The sequence below is a fragment of the Mesorhizobium sp. M0587 genome (genome assembly GCF_040320945.1).
Lineage (GTDB): Bacteria > Pseudomonadota > Alphaproteobacteria > Rhizobiales > Rhizobiaceae > Mesorhizobium.
Genome location: NZ_JAMYQP010000013.1, coordinates 124,188 through 142,880, shown reverse-complemented (window position 1 = coordinate 142,880; position 18,693 = coordinate 124,188). Strand labels below are relative to the sequence as shown.

Sequence of the window (18,693 nt, the reverse complement as noted above, 5' to 3'; positions counted from 1 at the left end):
CCCCCCCCCCCACACCATCCCCCCCCCACCCCCCCCGCCGGCCCCCCCCACCCCCCCCCCCCCCCGCCGCGGGGCCCGCGTCGGCGTCTTCGCCAGTGTCCGCCTGTTGGTTGCCGGATTCCGCGATCATGCGAAATTCCATGCCAGACAGAGATTATGGAAAATTGCGGCGGATCGTTCGAATTTTAGCGGATCGGGCTTTTTTGCCTCAACGGCCCCGGTTTTGCCGGCAGGTGTGGCAATTCCGTCCGCTGCCCGCTACCAGCGAGCCGGCTCACATGTCGACGACGACGCGTCCGCGGATCTTGCCGTCGACGATATCGCGCGCGGCATCGATGATGCCATCGAAGCCGATCGTCGTGGACAGGCTGGCGAGCTTGTGCAGATCGAGGTCGGCGCCGATGCGCCGCCAGGCCTCGAGGCGCACGGGCTTCGGCGCCATCACGGAATCGATGCCAAGCAGCGAGACGCCACGCAGGATGAAGGGAGCCACGCTCGACGGCAGGTCCATGCCGCCGGCCAGGCCGCAGGCAGCGACCGCGCCGCCATAGGATGTCATCGACAGCACATTGGCCAGCGTATGGCTTCCGACCGAATCGATGCCGCCGGCCCAGCGTTCCTTGGCGAGCGGCTTGGCCGGCTGGTTGAGTTCTTCGCGCGATATGACCTCGGCGGCGCCGAGATTGATCAGATAGGGGCTTTCGGCATTGCGCCCGGTCGAGGCAACGACATGGTAGCCGAGGCTCGACAAGATCGAGATCGCGACCGAGCCGACGCCGCCTGCCGCCCCCGTCACCACTACCGGGCCGCGATCGGGCAGGATGCCGTGCCGTTCCAGCGCCATGACGCAGAGCATGGCGGTATAGCCGGCGGTGCCGACCGCCATTGCATCATGCGCGCTGATGCCGTCGGGGAGCGGCACCAGCCAGTCGCCGTTGACGCGAGCGCGCCCGGCATAAGCGCCGAAATGCGTTTCGCCGACGCCCCAGCCGTTCAAGATCACCTTGTCTCCCTTGCGCCAATCGGGATGGGAGGAGGAGTTGACGGTGCCGGCAAAGTCGATGCCCGGCACCAGCGGCCAACGCCTGATCACCGGCGCCTTGCCGGTGATTGCGAGGCCGTCCTTGTAGTTCACCGTCGTCGCCTCGACGGCGACGGTGACGTCGCCTTCCATCAGGTCGGCTTCGGTGAAGTCCGTCACGGTCACCGACTGCTTTTTCTCGGCGTCGCGCGAAACGAGGATGGCTTTGAAAGTTTCGGGCATGTTTTTCTCCTCGATCTTGCCAAGCTACCGGACTGTGCGGCGATGGTCGCGCCGGGTCAATCGCTTGAGGGCTTGGGCTCACGGCGCCAGCCGATGAGTTAGTCCAGGACGACCAGTGCCGCACCGACGGAAATGAAGGCGTCGGCAAGGTTGAAGATGGCGAAGGACCAGACCGGCGTGTGGAACAGGATGTAATCGATGACATGGCCGTAGACGGCGCGGTCGATCAGATTGCCCAGCGCGCCACCGATGATCAGCGCGAAACCGAGGCGGGCGACAACATGGCCTGACGGCGTGCGCGTGGCGAGATAGAGCACGAAGGCGACGACCAACACGGCGATGACTATCAGGCCGGTGTCGCCGATGGACGGGAACATCGAGAAGGCGATGCCGGTGTTGTAGGTGCGGAACAACGCCAGGAAAGGAAGGAGATCGAGCTTTTCCTGAAAAGCCAGGCCGGTCTCGACCAGGTGTTTTATCCACTGGTCGAGCGCTATGGCGGCGGCGACGAGCAGCACGTATGGGGACCATGATCTCACGGGTGGGTAACCTTCACTGCTGGTCGGCAATTGGTTCGAGCTTCAGCGCGCCGCGCCGGATCTCGAACAGCATGACGCCGGTGGCGACGGCGAGATTGAGCGAATCGGCGCGGCCTGCCTGCGGAATCCTGAGCAGTCTGTCGCAACTTGCCGCCAGGCTTTCGGGCAGCCCCTGCTGTTCGTTGCCCATTATCAGCAGCACGGGCCCGCGGGAAAAATCGATCGAGCGATAGTCGACCGCGCCTTTCAGATGCGTACCGGCGACGAGGCCTGAAAATCCACCCCTCCAGGCAAGAAAAGCCTCGGTCGTCGCCTTGGCCACCGGGACGGCGAAGATCGAACCCATGGTGGCGCGCACCGTCTCCACGGAAAACGGATCGGTGGTATCGCCGACCAGGATAACGCCCTTGGCGCCAACGGCATCGACAGTGCGGATCACGGTGCCGAGATTGCCGGGATCGCGCACCCGGTCGAGCGCCACCCAGACATCGCCATCGTCGGCGCTGATGTCCTTCAGGGCCAGGAATTTCTGGGAAAAGACGCCGACCACCATTTGCGGATTGTCACGGCGGGTGATGGCGACAAGCACCTTTTCCGAGACTTCGAGCACGGTGCCGCCGGCGGCAACCGTGCGCGCCGCGACCTTCTCCACCGCCGGGTTGCCGCGCCCGGCCTTGGCGAAAACCAGTGTCCTGATCTGCCAGCCGAGATCGAGCGCGTCGATGACCAGCTTCAGCCCCTCGGCCATGAAGGCATTCTGCTGGTCGCGGAATTTCTTCAAGGCGAGCGCCTTGATATCCTTGACCAGCGGGTTGGCGAGGCTGGTGACTTCCTTCACCTGACCAGGTGCGCCCGCGTGCCGCTCGTTCATTCAGGCCACCCAGCGCGAAAACAGGGATGTGGAGAGTGCCCGGCCGGCGGATTTTTCACGGATGATCAACTCACCCGATTCGATCTTGCCGCCCATGCCGGCGAAGGTGTCGCGCATCAGGGCGTGGATGGCGAAGAAGGAGGCGCGGATCGAGTAGGCGGTCAGCACCACGGCCAGCGGTTTCGGGGTCAGGATCGAGCGGCAGAGATCGGTCAGGGCAGGCAGATCCTCAAACAATTGCCAGACCTCGCCCTTTGGGCCGCGGCCATAGGCCGGCGGATCGAAAAGCACGATGTCGTAGCGGCTGCCGCGGCGCTCCTCGCGCTCGGCGAATTTCACCGCGTCGTCGACGATCCAGCGGATCGGCTTGTTGCCAAGTCCGGCCATTTCCTGGTTTTCGCGGGCCCAGCCGATCGCCTTCTTCGAGGCATCGACATGGGTGACCTCGGCACCGGCGCGGGCCGCCACCAATGAGGCAAGGCCGGTATAGCCGAACAAGTTCAGCACTTTGACGGGACGCTTCGCCGCCGCGATCAGCCCGGCCATATGGTCCCAGTGCGAGGCCTGCTCGGGGAAGACGCCGACATGGCGAAACGAGGTGAAACGGCCGAGATAGTCGATGCCGTCATGCTTCATCGGCCAGGTTTCGCCGAGCGGTGTTTTGGGGAAACGCCAACGGCCGATGCCTTCCTCGTCGGTGTCGCCGGTGAAGATGGCGTCGGCGCGCTCCCAATCTTTTGCGGGCAGCGCCTTTTGCCAGATCGCCTGGCCCTCGGGCCGTACGATCCGATAGGGGCCGTATTGTTCGAGCTTCTGGCCGGCGCCGCTGTCGAGCAAGGCATAGTCGGCGTTCGGCGCCACCTCGAGTATCAGCGGAAGCTGCTCGGCGGGCAGGGCGCCGTCGCGGCGGGCAAGGATGCGCGGCGTGGATTTCGGCTCGGTGCGATCGTCGGTTCTGGCTTCATAGCGCTCGCGCGGCTGCGCTTCCGGTCTCGCGGAAGCGTGGCCGACACGCGGACGCGACTGATCCGGCACACCCTTCGCGGATGGATGCGGGCGGTTGTCGCGGCGTTTGTCGCGAAAAGACTTCAAGCGGGAGCATCTCCGAGCGGCGTGGCCGCTTTTGGCATAGGGCAACCAGCTTCGCAACCAAAGTGCCGCCGCGCCGGCCTCTCCGGCTTATGTCGGTCGGCGATGGACCGATGTCAAAGAAACAGGCAAATCTACTCCATGTCCCGCTCAGAACGCCTGCTCGACCTGATCCAGTCCCTGCGCCGGCACCGCCGGCCGGTGAGTGGGCAGGCGCTGGCCGATGAACTCGGGATTTCGATCCGCACGCTCTACCGCGACATCGCGACGCTGCAGGGCCAGGGCGCGCCGATCGAAGGCGAGGCGGGGCTCGGCTATGTGCTCAAACCCGGCTTCATGCTGCCACCGCTGATGTTCAGCGACGAAGAGATCGAAGCCATCGTGCTCGGTTCGCGCTGGGTCGCCAAGCAGCCGGATCGGCGTCTCTCCGCCGCTGCCGCCAACGCGCTGGCCAAGATCGCGGCCGTGCTGCCGGACGATTTGCGCGAAGATCTCGACGCCTCGACGCTGCTGGTCGGGCCGTCGGCCCAGGCCGTCGAGGGTATCGATCTCGGCCTGGTGCGGCAGGCGATCCGCAGTGAACGCAAGCTCGGCTTTCTCTACCGCGACTCAGGCGGCGCCGCCTCCGAGCGTGTGGTCTGGCCGTTTGCACTGGGTTTCTTCGACAAGGTGCGGGTGGTGGTGGCGTGGTGCGAGATGCGGGAGGATTTCCGGCATTTTCGCGCCGATCGCATCGCGGAGTTGAAGGCGACCGACACCCGGTATCCTCGCCGTCGCCAGGCGTTGCTCAAGGATTGGCGGGCAACGCTCGACAAACCGCGCGACACGTGACGGCTACTGCCAGAATCTGACAGTGGCCTGTTCTATGTCTGGAGGATCGAAACGCCGAGCCTTGGAGAGCAGACATGACCAGCCCGAATTTCGTTATCCTCTACGTTGACCAGCCCGAGCGGAGCGGCGCCTTCTACAGCGCGTTGCTGGAGCGCGAGCCGGTCGAAAGCTCGCCGACCTTCGTGCTGTTCGTGCTCGATGCCGGCTTCAAGCTCGGCCTTTGGTCGCGCCATACGGTCGAGCCGGCTGCGGCTGGGACGGGCGGCGGCGCGGAACTCGTCTTTCAGTTGGATACACCTGATGCGGTCGATGCCGCCCATGCCGACTGGTCGGGGCGCGGGTTGAAAATCCTGCAGACGCCGACCGACATGGATTTCGGCCGTACATTCGTTGCGCTCGATCCAGACAATCATCGGCTGCGCGTCTATTGGCTGTCCGACGCGGAACAGGCCGATGGGGAACAGAAATGAGCGCGTTTTGGATCGCGGTGGCGTCGGCACAACATGTCCGGCGCGGCCGCCAGGGCGGCTTCATGCAGGTCAACCACGGCAAGGCAGCACCCCTGCGCCGCGTCAAGCCCGGCGATGGTGTCGTCTATTATTCGCCAACGACCATTTTGGGCGAGAAAGATGGTTTGCAGTCGTTCACGGCAATCGGCACCGTGCGGGAAGGCGAGCTCTATCAAGGCGACATGGGCGGCGGTTTCACGCCGTTCCGCCGCGATGTCGACTGGGCGAAAGCCGGGGAAACGCCGATCAAGCCGCTGCTCGACAGGCTGGAATTCACCGCCGGCAAGACGAACTGGGGTTATCAGCTTCGCTTTGGCCTGTTTTCGGCAAGCGCGGCTGATTTCGCTCTGATCGCGGAGGCGATGGGCGCCAAAATGGCCGCGGCGGTGAACTAGGCCTTGAGCGCCTTGTAGACGGCAATGCCGGCGGCAAGGTCCTCGAGCGCTGCACCGACCGATTTGAACAGCGTGATCTCACTGGTGCTCTCGCGGCCCTTCTTCTGGCCGCGCGCCAGTTCGTGCAGATCGGCGACAATGGCTTCCGGCTTCAGCACGCCGGACGCCAATGGCTGGACGATGTCGCCAGCTTCCTTGGTGGCGCCGGCACGGGTGTCGACATAGACGCGGGCGAGCGCGATCGCATCATCGTCGCTTTCGCGCATCGTCGGGGTAAAGGCGCCAACCAGATCGACATGGGTTCCCGGCCGCAACAGCGCCCCCTTGATCAGTGGCGTGCTGGTGATCGTTGCGGAGGAGACGATGTCGGCATCGGCAAGCTCGGCATCGAGATCGGTTGCGGCGCTCGCTGCGAAACCCTCCGCGCGCAGCCCGGCCGCGACCTTCTCGGCATTGGCCGGCGTGCGGTTCCAGATGCGGATGGTCTTGATCGGCCGGATGGCTGAATGTGCCTTGGCGAGGAAAGGCGACAGCGCGCCGGCGCCGACCACGAGCAGCCGCGAGGCATCGTCGCGAGCGAGATAGGAAGCTGCCAGCGCCGACGCGCAGGCCGTGCGCCACTGCGTCAGCCGCTGGCCGTCGATCAAGGCCTCCGGTTCGCCGGTGGCACCGTCGAGCAAGAGATAGAGCCCCATGACAGCCGGCTTGCCGATGGCGTTATTGTCGGGCGAGACGGTGACGATCTTGACGCCGATATGGCCGCCGGCCGAGGTGCCGGCCGCGTGAAAATCGGTCCAGGCCGGCATCAGCAGCAGGGTAGACGCCGCGCCGTCCGGCCGTTCGACCGCGTGATGATGCCTGACCGGCTGTACCGCGCCTTCGCGAAATGCCGTGCGCAACGTCTCGACCAGTCCGGGAAAGGTCAGGGCATGGTCGACCTCGGCGGCCGAAATGGTCAGCATGAAAAGCTCCGCGGAGGGAAAGGTGCCGGCCGGCGGTTCAACTGTTCGGCTTCGGCAGCACCGGCGCCTGCGGTACGGCTGGCGCGCGGCTGACCGCCTGGCGCAGGTTTTCCGCTTCGACGCCACGCTGGCGCGCCAGCTTGCGGTAGCGGCCCTGCTTGACCCATGTGGCCAGGCTGCCGACGACCATGCCGATGGCGAGAGCCAGGAACAGGAAGATGAACAGCGGCAGGGTCAAGGTCAGCTTCGGATTGCCGGGATTGAACGGGTCCAGCGTGAAGGCAACGAGTTCGCGGTTGGCGACGGCAAGCGCGATCAGGATGATGGCGAGCGGCACGAAGACCAGGATGAGCATGAAGCGATTGAGCATGATGTTTTCCGTCGCAAGCGGTCTTGTCGGACAAGGCCGTCAGGCGCTGACGCGCCTACTTGCCGCTGTTCAGCCTTTCGCGCAATTCCTTGCCGGTCTTGAAGAACGGCACCCATTTCTCCTCGACCTCGACGGATTCGCCGGTGCGCGGATTGCGGCCGGTGCGGGCCGGGCGGTTTTTCACCGAAAAAGCGCCAAAACCGCGCAATTCGACCCGGTTGCCTTCGGCAAGGGCGTCGGTGATCTCGTCGAAGATCGCGCCGACGATGTTTTCGACGTCGCGCAGGAAAAGATGCGGATTGCGCGTGGCAATAATCTGCACAAGTTCGGACTTGATCATGAGAGAGGTCCCCGTGAAAGCTCTGCGGTCAAAATTATGACGATGATTTTATTTTGTTTTTTGCCCTGCCCCAAACGCCATCTCAAGGGTGCCAGACGGAAACGAGACCGTCAAGAAACAAGCGGTCGGCGCCGAGTTCGTGGATGACGTCGCCGCCAAAGTCCGGCAAGCCGAGCGCGCTGCCGATCGTTCGGGCCATCGCCTTGGAGAACAGGAAACCGCCGCGCCGTTCCGTATCCTTCCATTCGACCACCTTGAGTTTGGCATCGACACCTTTGGTCGCCAGCCAGTCGACCGCCTCGGTCTCGCCGCCGACGGAGTCGATCAGCCCGTTGGTAACACCCTGGCGGCCGGTGAAGATCGAACCGTCGGCAAGTGCCAGCGCTTGCTCGCGAGTCATCTTGCGGCGTTCGGCGACGATGCCGACGAACCAGTCGTAGCTGTCGAGGATAAGCTTGCGGACCATGGCGCGCTCGTCATCGTTGGTCGGTTTGAAGGGAGAGGGCGAGGCTTTCAGGGGCGAGGACTTTACTTCCTCCAGCTTGACGCCCAACTTGTCCATAAGGCCGCTGACGTCGGGATACTGGATCAGAACTCCGATCGAGCCGACGATCGATGTCTTGCGGGCAACGATGTGGTCGGCCGCGCTTGCGATCATGTAGCCCGCCGAAGCGGCGAGCGTGCCTACCTCCGCCACCACGGGCTTGTCGGCGGCCACCTTGCGCACCTCCTCATAGATCGATTCACCGCCGACGGTGGTGCCGCCAGGTGAATCGATCGACAGGATCACGCCTTTCACCTTCGACGATTTGCGGATCGTCTCCAGCCGTTCGATCAGTTCCTCGTCCTCGGTGATCGTGCCTTCGATCCTGACCTTGGCGATGTGCTCGACGGCCGAGCCGCCGAAATCGTCGCGATAGAACCAGGCGGACAGCGCAATGACGCCGAGTGCTACGACGCCCATGGCCGCAACACGCCAGAAGGTCAGCTTGCGCCGCAAGCGGCGGCGGTCGATCAGGTCGTCGGCTCTCAGTGCCATGGTCAGCCTCACGGTCGGTGGGAAGAGACGCTTTTAGACCATGATGTCCTTGTCTGGAAGCTGTTCCGTCTTTCCCATGGCGCGGCAATCCGCGCGCGGATCCGGCGGACCTCGATGGATGGCAGGTCTGCCGCCCGCTGCCAGACGCGCGCCGACGGTCGCCATACTGTCGGTTTCGTGACTGGCCTGCCTAATGAACGCAAGGTAAGGGAAGGAACGGCGACGATGAAAAATCGACGCAAGACGTCCGTTTCTGCTATGAAGCACTGGTTGTTGTGCTGACCTGATTTTCGTTTGTACAACGGCAGCTGTCACATTTTTGCGGTTTTCGTCGGCTTGTGCTTGCCTGGGGACGCCGGCATACCACCTATAGGCGGGGCTTCCTGGCGGGCAGGGACTTTTAAAGAAAGCAGTTATGCTAGCGCGAACGAGTGAACCGACCAACCCCGAGGCGGAGTTGGCTCCTCCGGTGGATGGCCGGGCACGGGGCGACGCGTTTGATCGCGCCCAGCGTCATTCGCGCCGCGTGCGCGTGCTCAAGTTCGCCGTGCCGCTGCTTGCCGCTCTGATCGCCGTCGCTTTCCCAATTTATTCCTATCTCGCCGCACCCGTCTCCGTCTCGGTCCAGGCCGAAGGCACCGCCTTTTCCAACGGAAAGCTGGTGATGGCCAATCCCAAGCTCAACGGTTTCACCAAGCAGAAGCAGCCTTATTCGATGACGGCCCTGCGAGCGATACAGGATGTCAGCACGCAAGGCATCATCGAACTCGAAGGCATCGACGCCAAGGTGCCGATCGCAGCGGATAATGTCGCGGCGGTCAAGGCCACGCACGGCACATACGATCGCGACGGCAACACCATGAACCTGACCACCGACATCACGATCACCACGACCGACGGCATGCAGGCCAAGTTCAAATCGGTCTTCCTCGACATGGGCAAAGGCACTATGAAGACGGGAGATCCCGTCGATGTCAGCCGTGGCGGGTCTCGGATCACGGCGAATTCCCTGTCGGTCCAGGACAATGGCAAGATTCTGGTGTTCGAGAACAAAGTGCGCGTCAATATCGATTCCGCCGCCTTGAAGACGGCAGAGGGAAACAGCGGAGAAACCAATGGGGCTCGGTAGTTCGGCGCGGCTCACGGCTGCGACTTCGGCGTTGCTGCTGCTGGGACTGGTGCCGTCAATGGCGCAGTCCGGTGCCACCAGTCAGGTGTCGGGCCTCAAACTGGCCGGTGACAAACCGATCCAGATCGAAAGCGACAAGCTGGAAGTACGCCAGGCCGACAGTGTGGCCATCTTCACCGGCAATGTCAGCGTCGTCCAGGGGCCGACATTGATGAAGGCCGGCAAGATGCTGGTCTATTACGTCAAGGATCCCAACGCCGCGGCCAAGGGCACGGAAGCCGCCGGCGCGGCGATGACCGGCTCGGCCAACATCGATCATCTGGAGATATCGGACAAGGTCTACATCAAGTCGGATGCGCAGATCGCGACTGGCGATCAGGGCAGCTTCGATATGAAGAGCCAGGTGCTGGTGCTTTCGGGCAAAAAGGTGGTTCTGTCGCAAAACGACAACGTCCTGGTCGGCTGCAAGCTCGTCGTGCAAATGAAAACCGGGCTGGCCCAGGTTGATCCGTGCGCTGGGCAACGTGTCCAGATGTCGATCACACCGCCGCCGAAATCGGGAGCGGCGAACCCCTGATGGCCAGCCTGTCGTCGCTGACGGCGCGTCTTCCGGGGTGGGCCGCCAGCAAGGTTTCGTCTCCGGCCACGGTTTCGGTCGACAAGTCGAAATTCAAGGGGACCTTGATCGCCAAAGGCCTGACCAAGAGCTACAAGGGCCGCACGGTCGTCAGCGGCGTCACCCTTGGGGTGCGCGCCGGCGAAGCCGTGGGTCTGCTCGGCCCCAATGGTGCCGGCAAGACGACCTGTTTCTACATGGTTACCGGCTTGGTGCCGGTGGATGAGGGCACGATCGAGATCGATGGTTTCGACGTCACCTCGATGCCGATGTACCGTCGTGCGCGGCTCGGTATCGGTTATCTGCCGCAGGAGGCCTCGATCTTCCGCGGCCTGAGCGTCGAGCAGAACATCCGCGCCGTTCTCGAAGTGGTCGAAAAGAGCCGCAAGGAGCGCGAGCGCAGCCTCGATGAACTGCTCGATGAGTTTCACATCAGCCATCTGCGCAAGGCCCCGTCCATGTCGCTGTCCGGCGGCGAGCGGCGGCGCCTGGAGATTGCGCGCGCGCTGGCGACGCGTCCGGCCTATATGCTGCTCGACGAGCCTTTTGCCGGCATCGATCCGATCGCCGTGGCCGATATCCAGCAATTGGTGCGCCATCTCACGGCGCGCGGTATCGGCGTGCTCATCACCGACCACAATGTGCGCGAGACGCTCGGCTTGATCGACCGCGCCTATATCATCCACGCTGGCCAGGTGCTCACCCATGGCCGGGCCGACGAAGTGGTCGCAAACCCAGACGTGCGGCGGCTTTATCTCGGCGAGGGATTTACGCTGTAGAGCGGTCCTCCGTCTCATGGAAACGCCGACCCGCAAGGGAAAGCGCTACCCGTTTTTCCCGGGAAAACCGTTCCACGCTTTTTCCTGGAATTTTTTCCTGGAATCGCTCTGAGCGTGAAATTTGTTTCCTGACACGATTTTTCGCGCATGTCGGACTATTTTTTCGCGATTTTGCTCCGGAATAACGCTCCGGTAAGCGGGTTTTGCTAGCCTTTGCCTTGACAAGCAAAAGCCGGGCCAGTTTGTATGGCCGGCCGCGAAAATTCATTTCCGTAAGTCCGGTGCGTATAGAAGGCGTTTGAAACCAAACCATGGCGTTGGCGGCGAAACTACAGCTCCGACAATCGCAGTCGCTGGTGATGACGCCGCAGCTGATGCAGTCGATTCGGCTGCTTCAGTTCACCCATGTCGAACTCGAGCACTTCATCGACGAGGAGATCGAGCGCAATCCACTGCTGGAGCGCGCGGAGCCGCAGGACGACGCCGTGAGCGACCAGGCGCTGAAGATCGAGGCCGAGCCGCAGGCGGCGGCCGACGGCGACTGGTTCGAGAGCGAGGCGGGATGGAGCGCCGAGGCGATCTCGGAGAAACTCGACACGTCGCTGGAGAACCTGTTTCCCGACGATCCCGGTACCAACGAGCGGCTCGGACCCGATCTGACGGCGCAATGGAAATCGGCTTCCGGAAATGGCGGCACCTCGTCCGAGGGACTTGACGCAGGCGACATGGCGGCGAGCGCGATCACGCTGCGCGACCATGTCGGCGAGCAGATCGCGCTCGGTTTCACCGATCCCGCGGCTCGGCTGATCGCCGAAGAACTCGCCGATGGTCTCGATGAGACGGGATATGTGCGCGCCGATCTCGCCGAGATCGCCATGCGTCTGGGCACCGAGGCCGCTGCCGTGGGCAAAGTGCTGGCGGCGTGTCAGACCTTCGAGCCGGCCGGCCTGTTCGCGCGCGATCTTGCCGAATGTCTTTCGCTGCAGCTTGCCGTGCGTGATCGGCTCGACCCAGCCATGAAGGCCTTGGTCGCCAATCTCGAACTCCTGGCGCGCCGCGATTTCCACGCGTTGAAACGGATCTGCGGCGTCGACGAAGAGGATCTGCTCGACATGCTGGCCGAGATCCGTGCACTCGATCCGCGGCCGGGCATGGCATTTTCCGGCGGCGCCAGCGACGCGATCGTCGCCGACGTCGAGGTGCGCGCGGCCAATGACGGCAGCTGGACCGTCGAGCTCAATGCCGACACGCTGCCGCGCGTGCTGGTCGACCATATCTATTTCGCTCAGGTCTCGCCGCACGCGAAGAACCAGGCGGAAAAGGATTTTCTTGCCGAGTGCCTGCAAAACGCCAACTGGCTGACGCGCAGCCTCGACCAGCGGGCAAAGACGATCCTTAAGGTGGCTTCGGAGATCGTTCGCCAGCAGGATGCGTTCCTCGTCCATGGCGTGCGCCACCTGAAGCCGCTCAACCTGCGCACGGTGGCGGATGCCATCGGCATGCACGAATCGACCGTCAGCCGGGTCACCGCGAACAAATACATGCTGACGCCGCGCGGCGTGTTCGAGCTGCGCTATTTCTTCACCGCGTCGATCGCGGCTTCGGGCGGTGGCGATGCGCATTCCTCGGAAGCAGTGCGCGACCGCATAAAGCAGCTGATCGACGAAGAAAAACCGGTCGATGTGCTGTCCGACGACGCGATTGTCGACATGCTGCACGAGAGTGGTGTCGATATCGCCCGGCGCACGGTCGCCAAATACCGGGAAGGCATGAACATTCCCTCATCGGTGCAGCGCCGGCGCGAGAAACGTGCGCTCGCCAGCGCCGGGCGTTAGACTGAGCGATTTTCCACAGCTTTCTAGCTTCATTGACAAGCTGCGGTGAAGTGGCTAGAAGCCCGCCCGCATGAGACGGGCTCGATGCCCGCTAGCGGATGGTCCGTCACGACAATGACCGGGACGGTCAAGAAGGCGGCTTTGTGATCAACCGGAAAGTTCGGATTTAAATCGGCGCGAGTGACGCCGCAAAGCTTGTGCGCACGGACCACGAGTATAAACTCCGGCCAGTTTGAAGCCTGAGCAAGGAAGGTCAGTTTTCAGATGAATCTGCGCATATCGGGAAAACACATGGATATCGGCGATGCGTTTCGTACGCGCATCAACGACCGTGTCGGCGAGGTGATCGGCAAATATTTCGATCGCGGTTTCGCGGGACACGTAACCGTCATCAAATCAGGTTCGCGTTATTCGGCCGATTGCATGATCCGGCTGGATTCCGGCGCTTCGCTGCAGGCTACGGGCGATGCGCAGGACCCGACGCTGGCTTTCGAGGCCGCGGCCGACCGCCTCGAGACGCGTCTGAGGCGCTACAAGCGGCGTCTCAAATCGCACAATTCGGGCGCCGCCAATGGCGAGCCAACCGATATCGCCTATACGGTGATGGCGCCGCTTGCCGACGACGACGAAGAGATGCCGGAGAATTTCGCACCGGCCATCGTCGCCGAATCGACCATGACGCTGCGCACCATGTCGGTGGCGTCGGCGGTCATCGAGCTCGATACCAAGGACAGCCCGGTCTTCGTCTTCCGCAATGCCGGAAACGATCATCTCAACATCGTCTATCGCCGGCCCGACGGGAACATCGGCTGGATCGACCCGTCCACGACCAAGGTCGCACAGGCGTGACGACTAGGGTCGCACTGGGATAAAAGCCGGCCGCACGAGGGGTGGGGACTGGTGACGGCAGGCGAACAAGGGATTTTCAAGCATGGGTCTGAGCGATCTTATCAACGTTCCGGCGATTTTGCCGGCGTTGAAGGCGAACTCCAAAAAGCAGCTCCTGCAATTGCTGTCCGAGAGGGCGGCGGCAATTTCGGGCATCCCGGAGAGGGAGGTGTTCGACACCATCCTGCAGCGTGAGCGGCTGGGCTCGACCGGCGTCGGCAACGGCATCGCCATTCCACATGGCAAGCTGGCCGGCGTGAAGCGTATAGCCGGCGTTTTCGCCCGGCTGGAAACTCCGGTCGATTTCGAGGCCCTTGACGATCAGCCCGTCGATTTGGTGTTTTTGCTGCTGGCGCCCGAAGGTGCCGGCGCCGATCATCTCAAGGCCCTGTCGCGCATCGCGCGGGTGCTGCGCGACGCGGACACGGTGGCCAAGATCAGAGGCACGCGCGACGCGGTTGCGATCCACGCGCTGTTGTCGGACACGCAGGCCTCCCACGCGGCTTGAAATTTCGATGATGTTGCCGGGGCCGCCGCGAACGGCCCTTTTGGTTCCAGCAACCGTCGCTTTTAGTGGATAGCGACGGTGGTCAGGTCATTTTCCATGGCGCCGGCCAGCGCGCGGTCACGCGCGTCCGAGAGCAAGATCGGTTGGCCGTTGGCGGCAAACAGGGCCCACAGCTCCAGGCCGGGGGCAATTTCACCAATGCCCGGGAAGCGGCCGAGCAGTTCATCGCTCGAGACCTTGCGCAGGTAAGCGACGGAGCCTTCGCCGAGATGGGCGAATTCGCCGCTGGTCATGGTGATATTTTCGTCAGTTCTGGTCATTTCAAGCCTCCTTGGCGCGAGACGCCGCTCAAGGCCATCTCGCATGAGAGCCATCGGTAAAGATCAGTCTTTCACCGATATGTTTATTTTCCGTACCAGCCGTTCGGACTCCGGCCGATCGAGATCGATCGACAAAAGGCCGTTCTTCAGTTCCGCCGCGATCACCCGCATGCCGTCGGCCAGCACGAAACAGCGCTGGAACTGGCGCGCGGCGATGCCGCGATGAAGAAATTCGCGCTCGGTTTCGTCGGTCTGACGACCGCGCACGACCAGCTGGTTTTCCTCCGTCGTGACATCGAGATCGCTTTCGGCGAAGCCGGCGACGGCGAGCGTGATGCGCAGCCTTTCGGCCTTGCCGTCGGCGCCGCTGAGGCGCTCGATGTTATAGGGAGGGTAGCTGTCACCGGATTTCGCCAAACGTTCCAAGGTCTTTTCCATGGCGTCGAAACCAAGAAGAAGCGGGCTGGAAAAAGGCGTCATTCGGCTCATATTACACTGTCCTCTCAAGAGCGACATTATGTGGAAAAACCCTGATGGCATTTTTCCCGTTGCCCTTGATATGGTCTGCCCCGCGCTCAAGTTCAAGCCATCGCAAGAGCCGCCCAAAAATCGTGGCGTGGACTCACAGGAATGATCGAGATGGCGCTTGAAATGGCACGCGGATGCAAGGAAAAGCGCCAAAGTCGGGAACCGTTCCCGATCCAGCGGTTCGGCAGCTCGCAGCCGGTTCGACGCCCTTCGGGTGTGCGATCGGCCGCGTAAGTTCATCGCCGCCAAACAAGGAATTGAAATGCCTCAACCACGCAAGATCATCATCGACACCGACCCCGGTCAGGACGATGCCGTCGCCATTCTGCTGGCGCTCGGCAGCGCCGAGCTGGAGATCGTCGGCATAACAGCCGTTGCCGGCAACGTGCCGCTGAAGCTCACCGAGAAGAATGCCCGCAAGATATGCGAGCTGGCCGGCAGGCCCGACATCAAGGTCTATGCCGGCGCCATCCGACCCTTGATGCGCGAACTGGTGACCGCCGAGGAAGTGCACGGTGAGACGGGGCTCAACGGGCCGCAATTGCCCGAACCGACGATGAAGCTGCAAGAGCAGTATGCCGTCGATTTCATCGTCGAGACGCTGATGAAGGAAGAGAGCGGCACCATCACACTGTGCCCGCTCGGGCCGCTCACCAACATCGCGCTGGCGCTGATCCGCGAGCCGCGCATCGCAGGGCGCATCAAGGAAATCGTGCTTATGGGCGGCGGCTTCTTCGAGGGCGGCAATGTCACGCCGACGGCCGAATTCAACATCTATGTCGACCCGCATGCCGCCGACGTGGTGCTGAAGTCCGGCATTCCGATCGTGATGATGCCGCTCGACGTCACCCACAAGGCGCTGACCACCGCCAAGCGTACGCAGGCCTTCCGCAAGCTCGGCACCAAGGTCGGTATTGCGACGGCCGAGATGCTGGAGTTCTTCGAACGCTTCGACGAGGAGAAATACGGTACCGACGGCGGACCGCTGCACGACCCCTGCGTCATCGCCTATCTGCTGAAGCCGGAGCTGTTCAAGGGCCGCAAATGCAATGTCAGCGTGGAAACCGCTTCGGAGCTGACCATGGGCATGACCATCATCGACTGGTGGGGCGTGACCAAGCGGCCGACGAACGCCATGGTGATGCGCGACATCGACCATGACGGCTTCTTTGCCCTGCTGCTGGAAAGGCTGGCGCGACTTTAACTCCTGATCGCATGCCGCCCAGCTGCAACTCTTGGGCGGCATGTTTTGGGCCGCTCAAGCGCGAATCAGACGAAAGCTGTCGGCACCGTATTTATGATGTTGTCGTTCGATCGGAACATCCGATCCGACAATGTGCGGTGTCTCCACCTCACCATCGACAAATACCAAGGCATTGCTGTCGTGGAGACGGATTCCGTATCTATAATACAGTCCTCGGCCGACCGCGCTTTTCGGATTGAGAGGCATCAGGCTCACATTTTCGACGACGCCTGTCATGATTTGCGTGCCGACAATCGGGTTGTTGCGGCTCATAGCAATTGGGACGATCATTGCCACGCCAATTGCGCAGAAGAAGCCGACGCCGATCACTGCCTCGCGATATTCAGCTTGAAACAGAATTAGTCGATTTCTAAGGGAAAGCCGCGGTTGTCCCATGACCTATAATTGAGTGGCGCGCAGGCCTTGTTCAATGGCCTTCCACTTAAATGCCAACCTCGACACTACTTCGTTCGCGAAAACGCCAGCCACAGGCCGCCGCCGACCAGGAAGCTGCCGCTGATCCTGGACATGAGCTTGATGCGGCTGGCCGACAGCAGGCGCCCGGCGCGGCCGGCGGCGAGCGCGTAGGTCGAATCCGAGATGGCCGCGAAGATCATGGCCGTCAGGCCCATGACGACGATCTGCAGCGAGTAGTTGCCGTGCGGCGCAATGAATTGCGGAAAGAAGGCGCCGAAGAAGACCAGCGTCTTGGGATTGCTCAGCGCCACCAGCAGGCCTTGCAGGAAGAAGCCGCCGCGCGGTTTCCTCGAGGTCCCGTCCGCGTTCAGCTTGCCCTTGGAGCGGAACATCTGCACGCCCATCCAAATCAAATAGGCGGCGCCGATTAGCCGTATCCATTCGAACCAGTGGCCCATGCCCGAAATCAGCGTGTTCAGGCCGATGCCGACGATGGCGAGCATCACGGCCAGCCCGGCCTGCGTGCCGGCGACATTGGCGAGACCGGCGCGGGTGCCGTGGCGGATGCTGTTGGCAATGATCAGCGTGACCGTCGGCCCGGGCACCAGGATAATGACGATGCAGGCCAGTACATAGGCGGCGTAGAGCTCCAGCGACATGATTTTTCCCTTGGTATGCCGCAACGCGGCGTAACGGAGGACAATCAATGCATGGCGGCGCTGCCGGTGCAAGCCGGCATGCGAAGCGCTGCCATACGCCTGTGATTCCGGTTCAGGCGCCGGCCTGCCAGGGCAACGTCGCCTCATAGACCGCCGCCGCCTTCAGCACGGCGAGGTCGCCGCGCGGCCGGCCGATCAACTGCATGCCCATCGGGCGGCCTCTGCCGTCGAAGCCGACCGGTACGTTGACCGCCGGGCAGCCGCCCAAGGTGGCGAGGGCGGAAACCTGCATCCAGCGGTGATAGCTGTCCATGGCTCGTCCGGCGACCTCGTGCGGCCAGTGCGTGCCGACTTCGAAAGGGAAGACCTGCGCGGTCGGCAGCGCGATGAGATCGAAGCGGTCGAAGATCGACAGCAGCGTGCGATGCCAGGACGTGCGGACGACCGAGGCCGCGCGGATCTGCGGCGCCGTGAGCCGCATCGCGTTCTCCACTTCCCAGACGGCTTCCGGCTTCAGCAGGTTGCGCTTCATGGGATCGTCATAATGGGTCTTGAGCGCGCAGCCGCTGCTGGCTTGGCGCAGTGTCACAAACGCCTGCCACAATGCTTCGAAATCGAAATCCGGCAGCATGGATTCCGTCAGGAAGGATGCGCCGGCGAACCGGCCGAGCGCAGCCTCGCACAGTTCAAGGATACCGGCTTCGACCGGCAGATGGCCACCGAGATCGCCGAGCCAGGCAACGCGGCCGCCAGTGGCCGCGGCCCCCAGCCCGTTGAAGAAAGAACCCGGTTTCTCGTAAGACAAAGGCGCGTGCGGATGATAGCCCGCTTGCACATCGAGCAGCAGCGCCATATCGCCGATGTTGCGGCCCATCGGTCCTTCGACGCCCATCTGCGCATGGAAGACCTCAAGATCCGGCCCGCCGGGAACGAGCCCTTGCGACGGGCGGAAGCCGTAGACATTGTTCCAGGCGGCGGGATTGCGCAACGAGCCGCCGAAGTCGCTGCCATCGGCGACCGGCACCATGTCGAGCGCCAGCGCCACCGCCGCGCCGCCGCTCGAGCCGCCGGCGGTCAGGGCCGGATCGAAAGCGTTCAGCGTCGGCCCGAACACATTGTTGTAGGTGTTGGAGCCAAGGCCGAATTCGGGGACGTTGGTCTTGCCGATGATAATGGCGCCGGCGTCGCGGATGCGCTCGACGAAGAAATCGTCTTCCTGCGGCACGAAGTCGGCGAAGATCGGCGAGCCGAAGGAGGTCCGGAGGCCCTTCGTCATGGCGAGGTCTTTGATGGCGATCGGCAGGCCGAAAAGCGCTCCGGTTCCGGCCCCCGCTTGCCGCGCGTCGGCAGCATCGGCCTGGGGCAGGATGTCGCCACGGTCGCGCAACGAGACGATTGCATTGACCAGCGGGTTGACCGCCTCGATCCGGTCGAGGAACGCCGTCACTACCTCGCGCACGGAAAGCTTCCTTCGGCGGATCGCGCCTGCAAGCTCGACGGCGGACAGGCGGCAGATCTCGCCAGCCGGCGGCACGGCATGCTTCGTCGGCGGCCGCATCATC

23 protein-coding genes are annotated in these 18,693 nt (G+C 63.0%); 10 read left to right on the top strand and 13 right to left on the bottom strand.

What is annotated here, in order from left to right; genetic code table 11:
- Nucleotides 1-274 precede the first annotated feature (274 nt).
- The 4 genes from acuI to NKI49_RS14905 form a co-directional block, all read right to left on the bottom strand.
- Complete coding sequence (acuI, locus tag NKI49_RS14920; protein ID WP_352602308.1) at nt 275-1,264, bottom strand: acrylyl-CoA reductase (NADPH); 990 nt, start codon at nt 1,262-1,264, stop codon at nt 275-277.
- Nucleotides 1,265-1,362: 98 nt separating this feature from the next.
- Nucleotides 1,363-1,803: a signal peptidase II gene (gene lspA, locus NKI49_RS14915; protein WP_352695666.1), complete on the bottom strand. Its 441-nt coding sequence runs from the start codon at nt 1,801-1,803 to the stop codon at nt 1,363-1,365.
- Between the two features lie 13 nt (nt 1,804-1,816).
- On the bottom strand, nt 1,817-2,674 hold the full coding sequence (locus NKI49_RS14910; protein ID WP_352602304.1) for a TrmH family RNA methyltransferase: 858 nt from the start codon (nt 2,672-2,674) through the stop codon (nt 1,817-1,819).
- Entirely contained in the window at nt 2,675-3,766 is a 1,092-nt protein-coding gene (locus NKI49_RS14905; protein WP_352602302.1) for an RsmD family RNA methyltransferase, read from the bottom strand.
- A gap of 138 nt (nt 3,767-3,904) precedes the next feature.
- Between NKI49_RS14905 and NKI49_RS14900 the strand changes: the two genes are divergently transcribed.
- The 3 genes from NKI49_RS14900 (at nt 3,905) to NKI49_RS14890 (ending at nt 5,498) form a co-directional block, all read left to right on the top strand.
- Nucleotides 3,905-4,594, top strand: a complete 690-nt coding sequence (locus tag NKI49_RS14900; RefSeq protein WP_352602300.1) for a helix-turn-helix transcriptional regulator — start codon at nt 3,905-3,907, stop codon at nt 4,592-4,594.
- 74 nt (nt 4,595-4,668) lie between these two features.
- Nucleotides 4,669-5,064, top strand: a complete 396-nt coding sequence (locus NKI49_RS14895; RefSeq protein WP_352602299.1) for a VOC family protein — start codon at nt 4,669-4,671, stop codon at nt 5,062-5,064.
- A complete protein-coding gene (locus tag NKI49_RS14890) occupies nt 5,061-5,498 on the top strand; it encodes an EVE domain-containing protein (protein WP_352602298.1) in 438 nt (145 codons plus the stop codon). The genes NKI49_RS14895 and NKI49_RS14890 overlap by 4 nt, the downstream gene beginning before the upstream one ends.
- On the opposite strand, the gene lhpI is transcribed toward NKI49_RS14890, so the two are convergent.
- The 4 genes from lhpI to sppA all read right to left on the bottom strand — a co-directional run bounded on the left by lhpI (nt 5,495) and on the right by sppA (nt 8,209).
- Nucleotides 5,495-6,460 (bottom strand): bifunctional Delta(1)-pyrroline-2-carboxylate/Delta(1)-piperideine-2-carboxylate reductase, encoded by a 966-nt coding sequence (gene lhpI / locus NKI49_RS14885; RefSeq protein ID WP_352602296.1) that lies wholly within the window; start codon nt 6,458-6,460, stop codon nt 5,495-5,497. The two genes, NKI49_RS14890 and lhpI, sit on opposite strands and share 4 nt — an antisense overlap.
- Before the next feature lie 37 nt (nt 6,461-6,497).
- Nucleotides 6,498-6,830, bottom strand: a complete 333-nt coding sequence (locus NKI49_RS14880) for a DUF1049 domain-containing protein (protein WP_352602294.1) — start codon at nt 6,828-6,830, stop codon at nt 6,498-6,500.
- Nucleotides 6,831-6,885: 55 nt separating this feature from the next.
- Nucleotides 6,886-7,170, bottom strand: a complete 285-nt coding sequence (locus NKI49_RS14875; protein WP_023797441.1) for an integration host factor subunit beta — start codon at nt 7,168-7,170, stop codon at nt 6,886-6,888.
- A gap of 82 nt (nt 7,171-7,252) precedes the next feature.
- Nucleotides 7,253-8,209 carry a signal peptide peptidase SppA gene (gene sppA, locus NKI49_RS14870; protein ID WP_352602291.1) on the bottom strand — a complete coding sequence of 319 codons (957 nt, stop codon included), beginning with the start codon at nt 8,207-8,209 and terminating at the stop codon, nt 7,253-7,255.
- Between the two features lie 415 nt (nt 8,210-8,624).
- Here sppA and lptC point away from each other — a divergent pair, with 415 nt between their 5' ends.
- The 6 genes from lptC to ptsN all read left to right on the top strand — a co-directional run bounded on the left by lptC (nt 8,625) and on the right by ptsN (nt 13,964).
- Nucleotides 8,625-9,338 (top strand): LPS export ABC transporter periplasmic protein LptC, encoded by a 714-nt coding sequence (gene lptC, locus NKI49_RS14865; protein WP_352602289.1) that lies wholly within the window; start codon nt 8,625-8,627, stop codon nt 9,336-9,338.
- The gene (locus tag NKI49_RS14860; RefSeq protein ID WP_352602287.1) at nt 9,325-9,915 is read left to right on the top strand and encodes an LptA/OstA family protein; all 591 of its coding nucleotides are present in this window, start codon (nt 9,325-9,327) and stop codon (nt 9,913-9,915) included. Before lptC ends, NKI49_RS14860 begins: the two co-directional genes overlap by 14 nt.
- A complete protein-coding gene (lptB, locus tag NKI49_RS14855; protein ID WP_352602285.1) occupies nt 9,915-10,733 on the top strand; it encodes an LPS export ABC transporter ATP-binding protein in 819 nt (272 codons plus the stop codon). The genes NKI49_RS14860 and lptB overlap by 1 nt, the downstream gene beginning before the upstream one ends.
- 311 nt (nt 10,734-11,044) lie before the next feature.
- Complete coding sequence (rpoN, locus tag NKI49_RS14850) at nt 11,045-12,568, top strand: RNA polymerase factor sigma-54 (RefSeq protein ID WP_352602283.1); 1,524 nt, start codon at nt 11,045-11,047, stop codon at nt 12,566-12,568.
- Between the two features lie 264 nt (nt 12,569-12,832).
- A complete protein-coding gene (hpf, locus tag NKI49_RS14845; RefSeq protein ID WP_027024037.1) occupies nt 12,833-13,417 on the top strand; it encodes a ribosome hibernation-promoting factor, HPF/YfiA family in 585 nt (194 codons plus the stop codon).
- Between the two features lie 82 nt (nt 13,418-13,499).
- The gene (gene ptsN / locus NKI49_RS14840) at nt 13,500-13,964 is read left to right on the top strand and encodes a PTS IIA-like nitrogen regulatory protein PtsN (RefSeq protein ID WP_027024038.1); all 465 of its coding nucleotides are present in this window, start codon (nt 13,500-13,502) and stop codon (nt 13,962-13,964) included.
- A 62-nt stretch (nt 13,965-14,026) separates the two neighbouring features.
- Here ptsN and NKI49_RS14835 read toward each other — a convergent pair whose 3' ends face one another.
- The gene (locus NKI49_RS14835; RefSeq protein ID WP_027024039.1) at nt 14,027-14,284 is read right to left on the bottom strand and encodes a BQ00720 family protein; all 258 of its coding nucleotides are present in this window, start codon (nt 14,282-14,284) and stop codon (nt 14,027-14,029) included.
- Nucleotides 14,285-14,347: 63 nt separating this feature from the next.
- The gene (locus NKI49_RS14830) at nt 14,348-14,773 is read right to left on the bottom strand and encodes an Hsp20 family protein (protein ID WP_352602312.1); all 426 of its coding nucleotides are present in this window, start codon (nt 14,771-14,773) and stop codon (nt 14,348-14,350) included.
- A 301-nt stretch (nt 14,774-15,074) separates the two neighbouring features.
- Here NKI49_RS14830 and NKI49_RS14825 point away from each other — a divergent pair, with 301 nt between their 5' ends.
- Nucleotides 15,075-16,016 (top strand): nucleoside hydrolase, encoded by a 942-nt coding sequence (locus NKI49_RS14825; RefSeq protein WP_352602280.1) that lies wholly within the window; start codon nt 15,075-15,077, stop codon nt 16,014-16,016.
- 54 nt (nt 16,017-16,070) lie between these two features.
- Here NKI49_RS14825 and NKI49_RS14820 read toward each other — a convergent pair whose 3' ends face one another.
- The 3 genes from NKI49_RS14820 to NKI49_RS14810 form a co-directional block, all read right to left on the bottom strand.
- Nucleotides 16,071-16,451, bottom strand: a complete 381-nt coding sequence (locus tag NKI49_RS14820) for a hypothetical protein (RefSeq protein WP_352695664.1) — start codon at nt 16,449-16,451, stop codon at nt 16,071-16,073.
- A 65-nt stretch (nt 16,452-16,516) separates the two neighbouring features.
- Nucleotides 16,517-17,131 (bottom strand): LysE family translocator, encoded by a 615-nt coding sequence (locus tag NKI49_RS14815; protein WP_352602276.1) that lies wholly within the window; start codon nt 17,129-17,131, stop codon nt 16,517-16,519.
- 112 nt (nt 17,132-17,243) lie between these two features.
- The gene (locus tag NKI49_RS14810) at nt 17,244-18,692 is read right to left on the bottom strand and encodes an amidase (RefSeq protein WP_352602274.1); all 1,449 of its coding nucleotides are present in this window, start codon (nt 18,690-18,692) and stop codon (nt 17,244-17,246) included.
- Nucleotide 18,693: the final 1 nt, after the last annotated feature.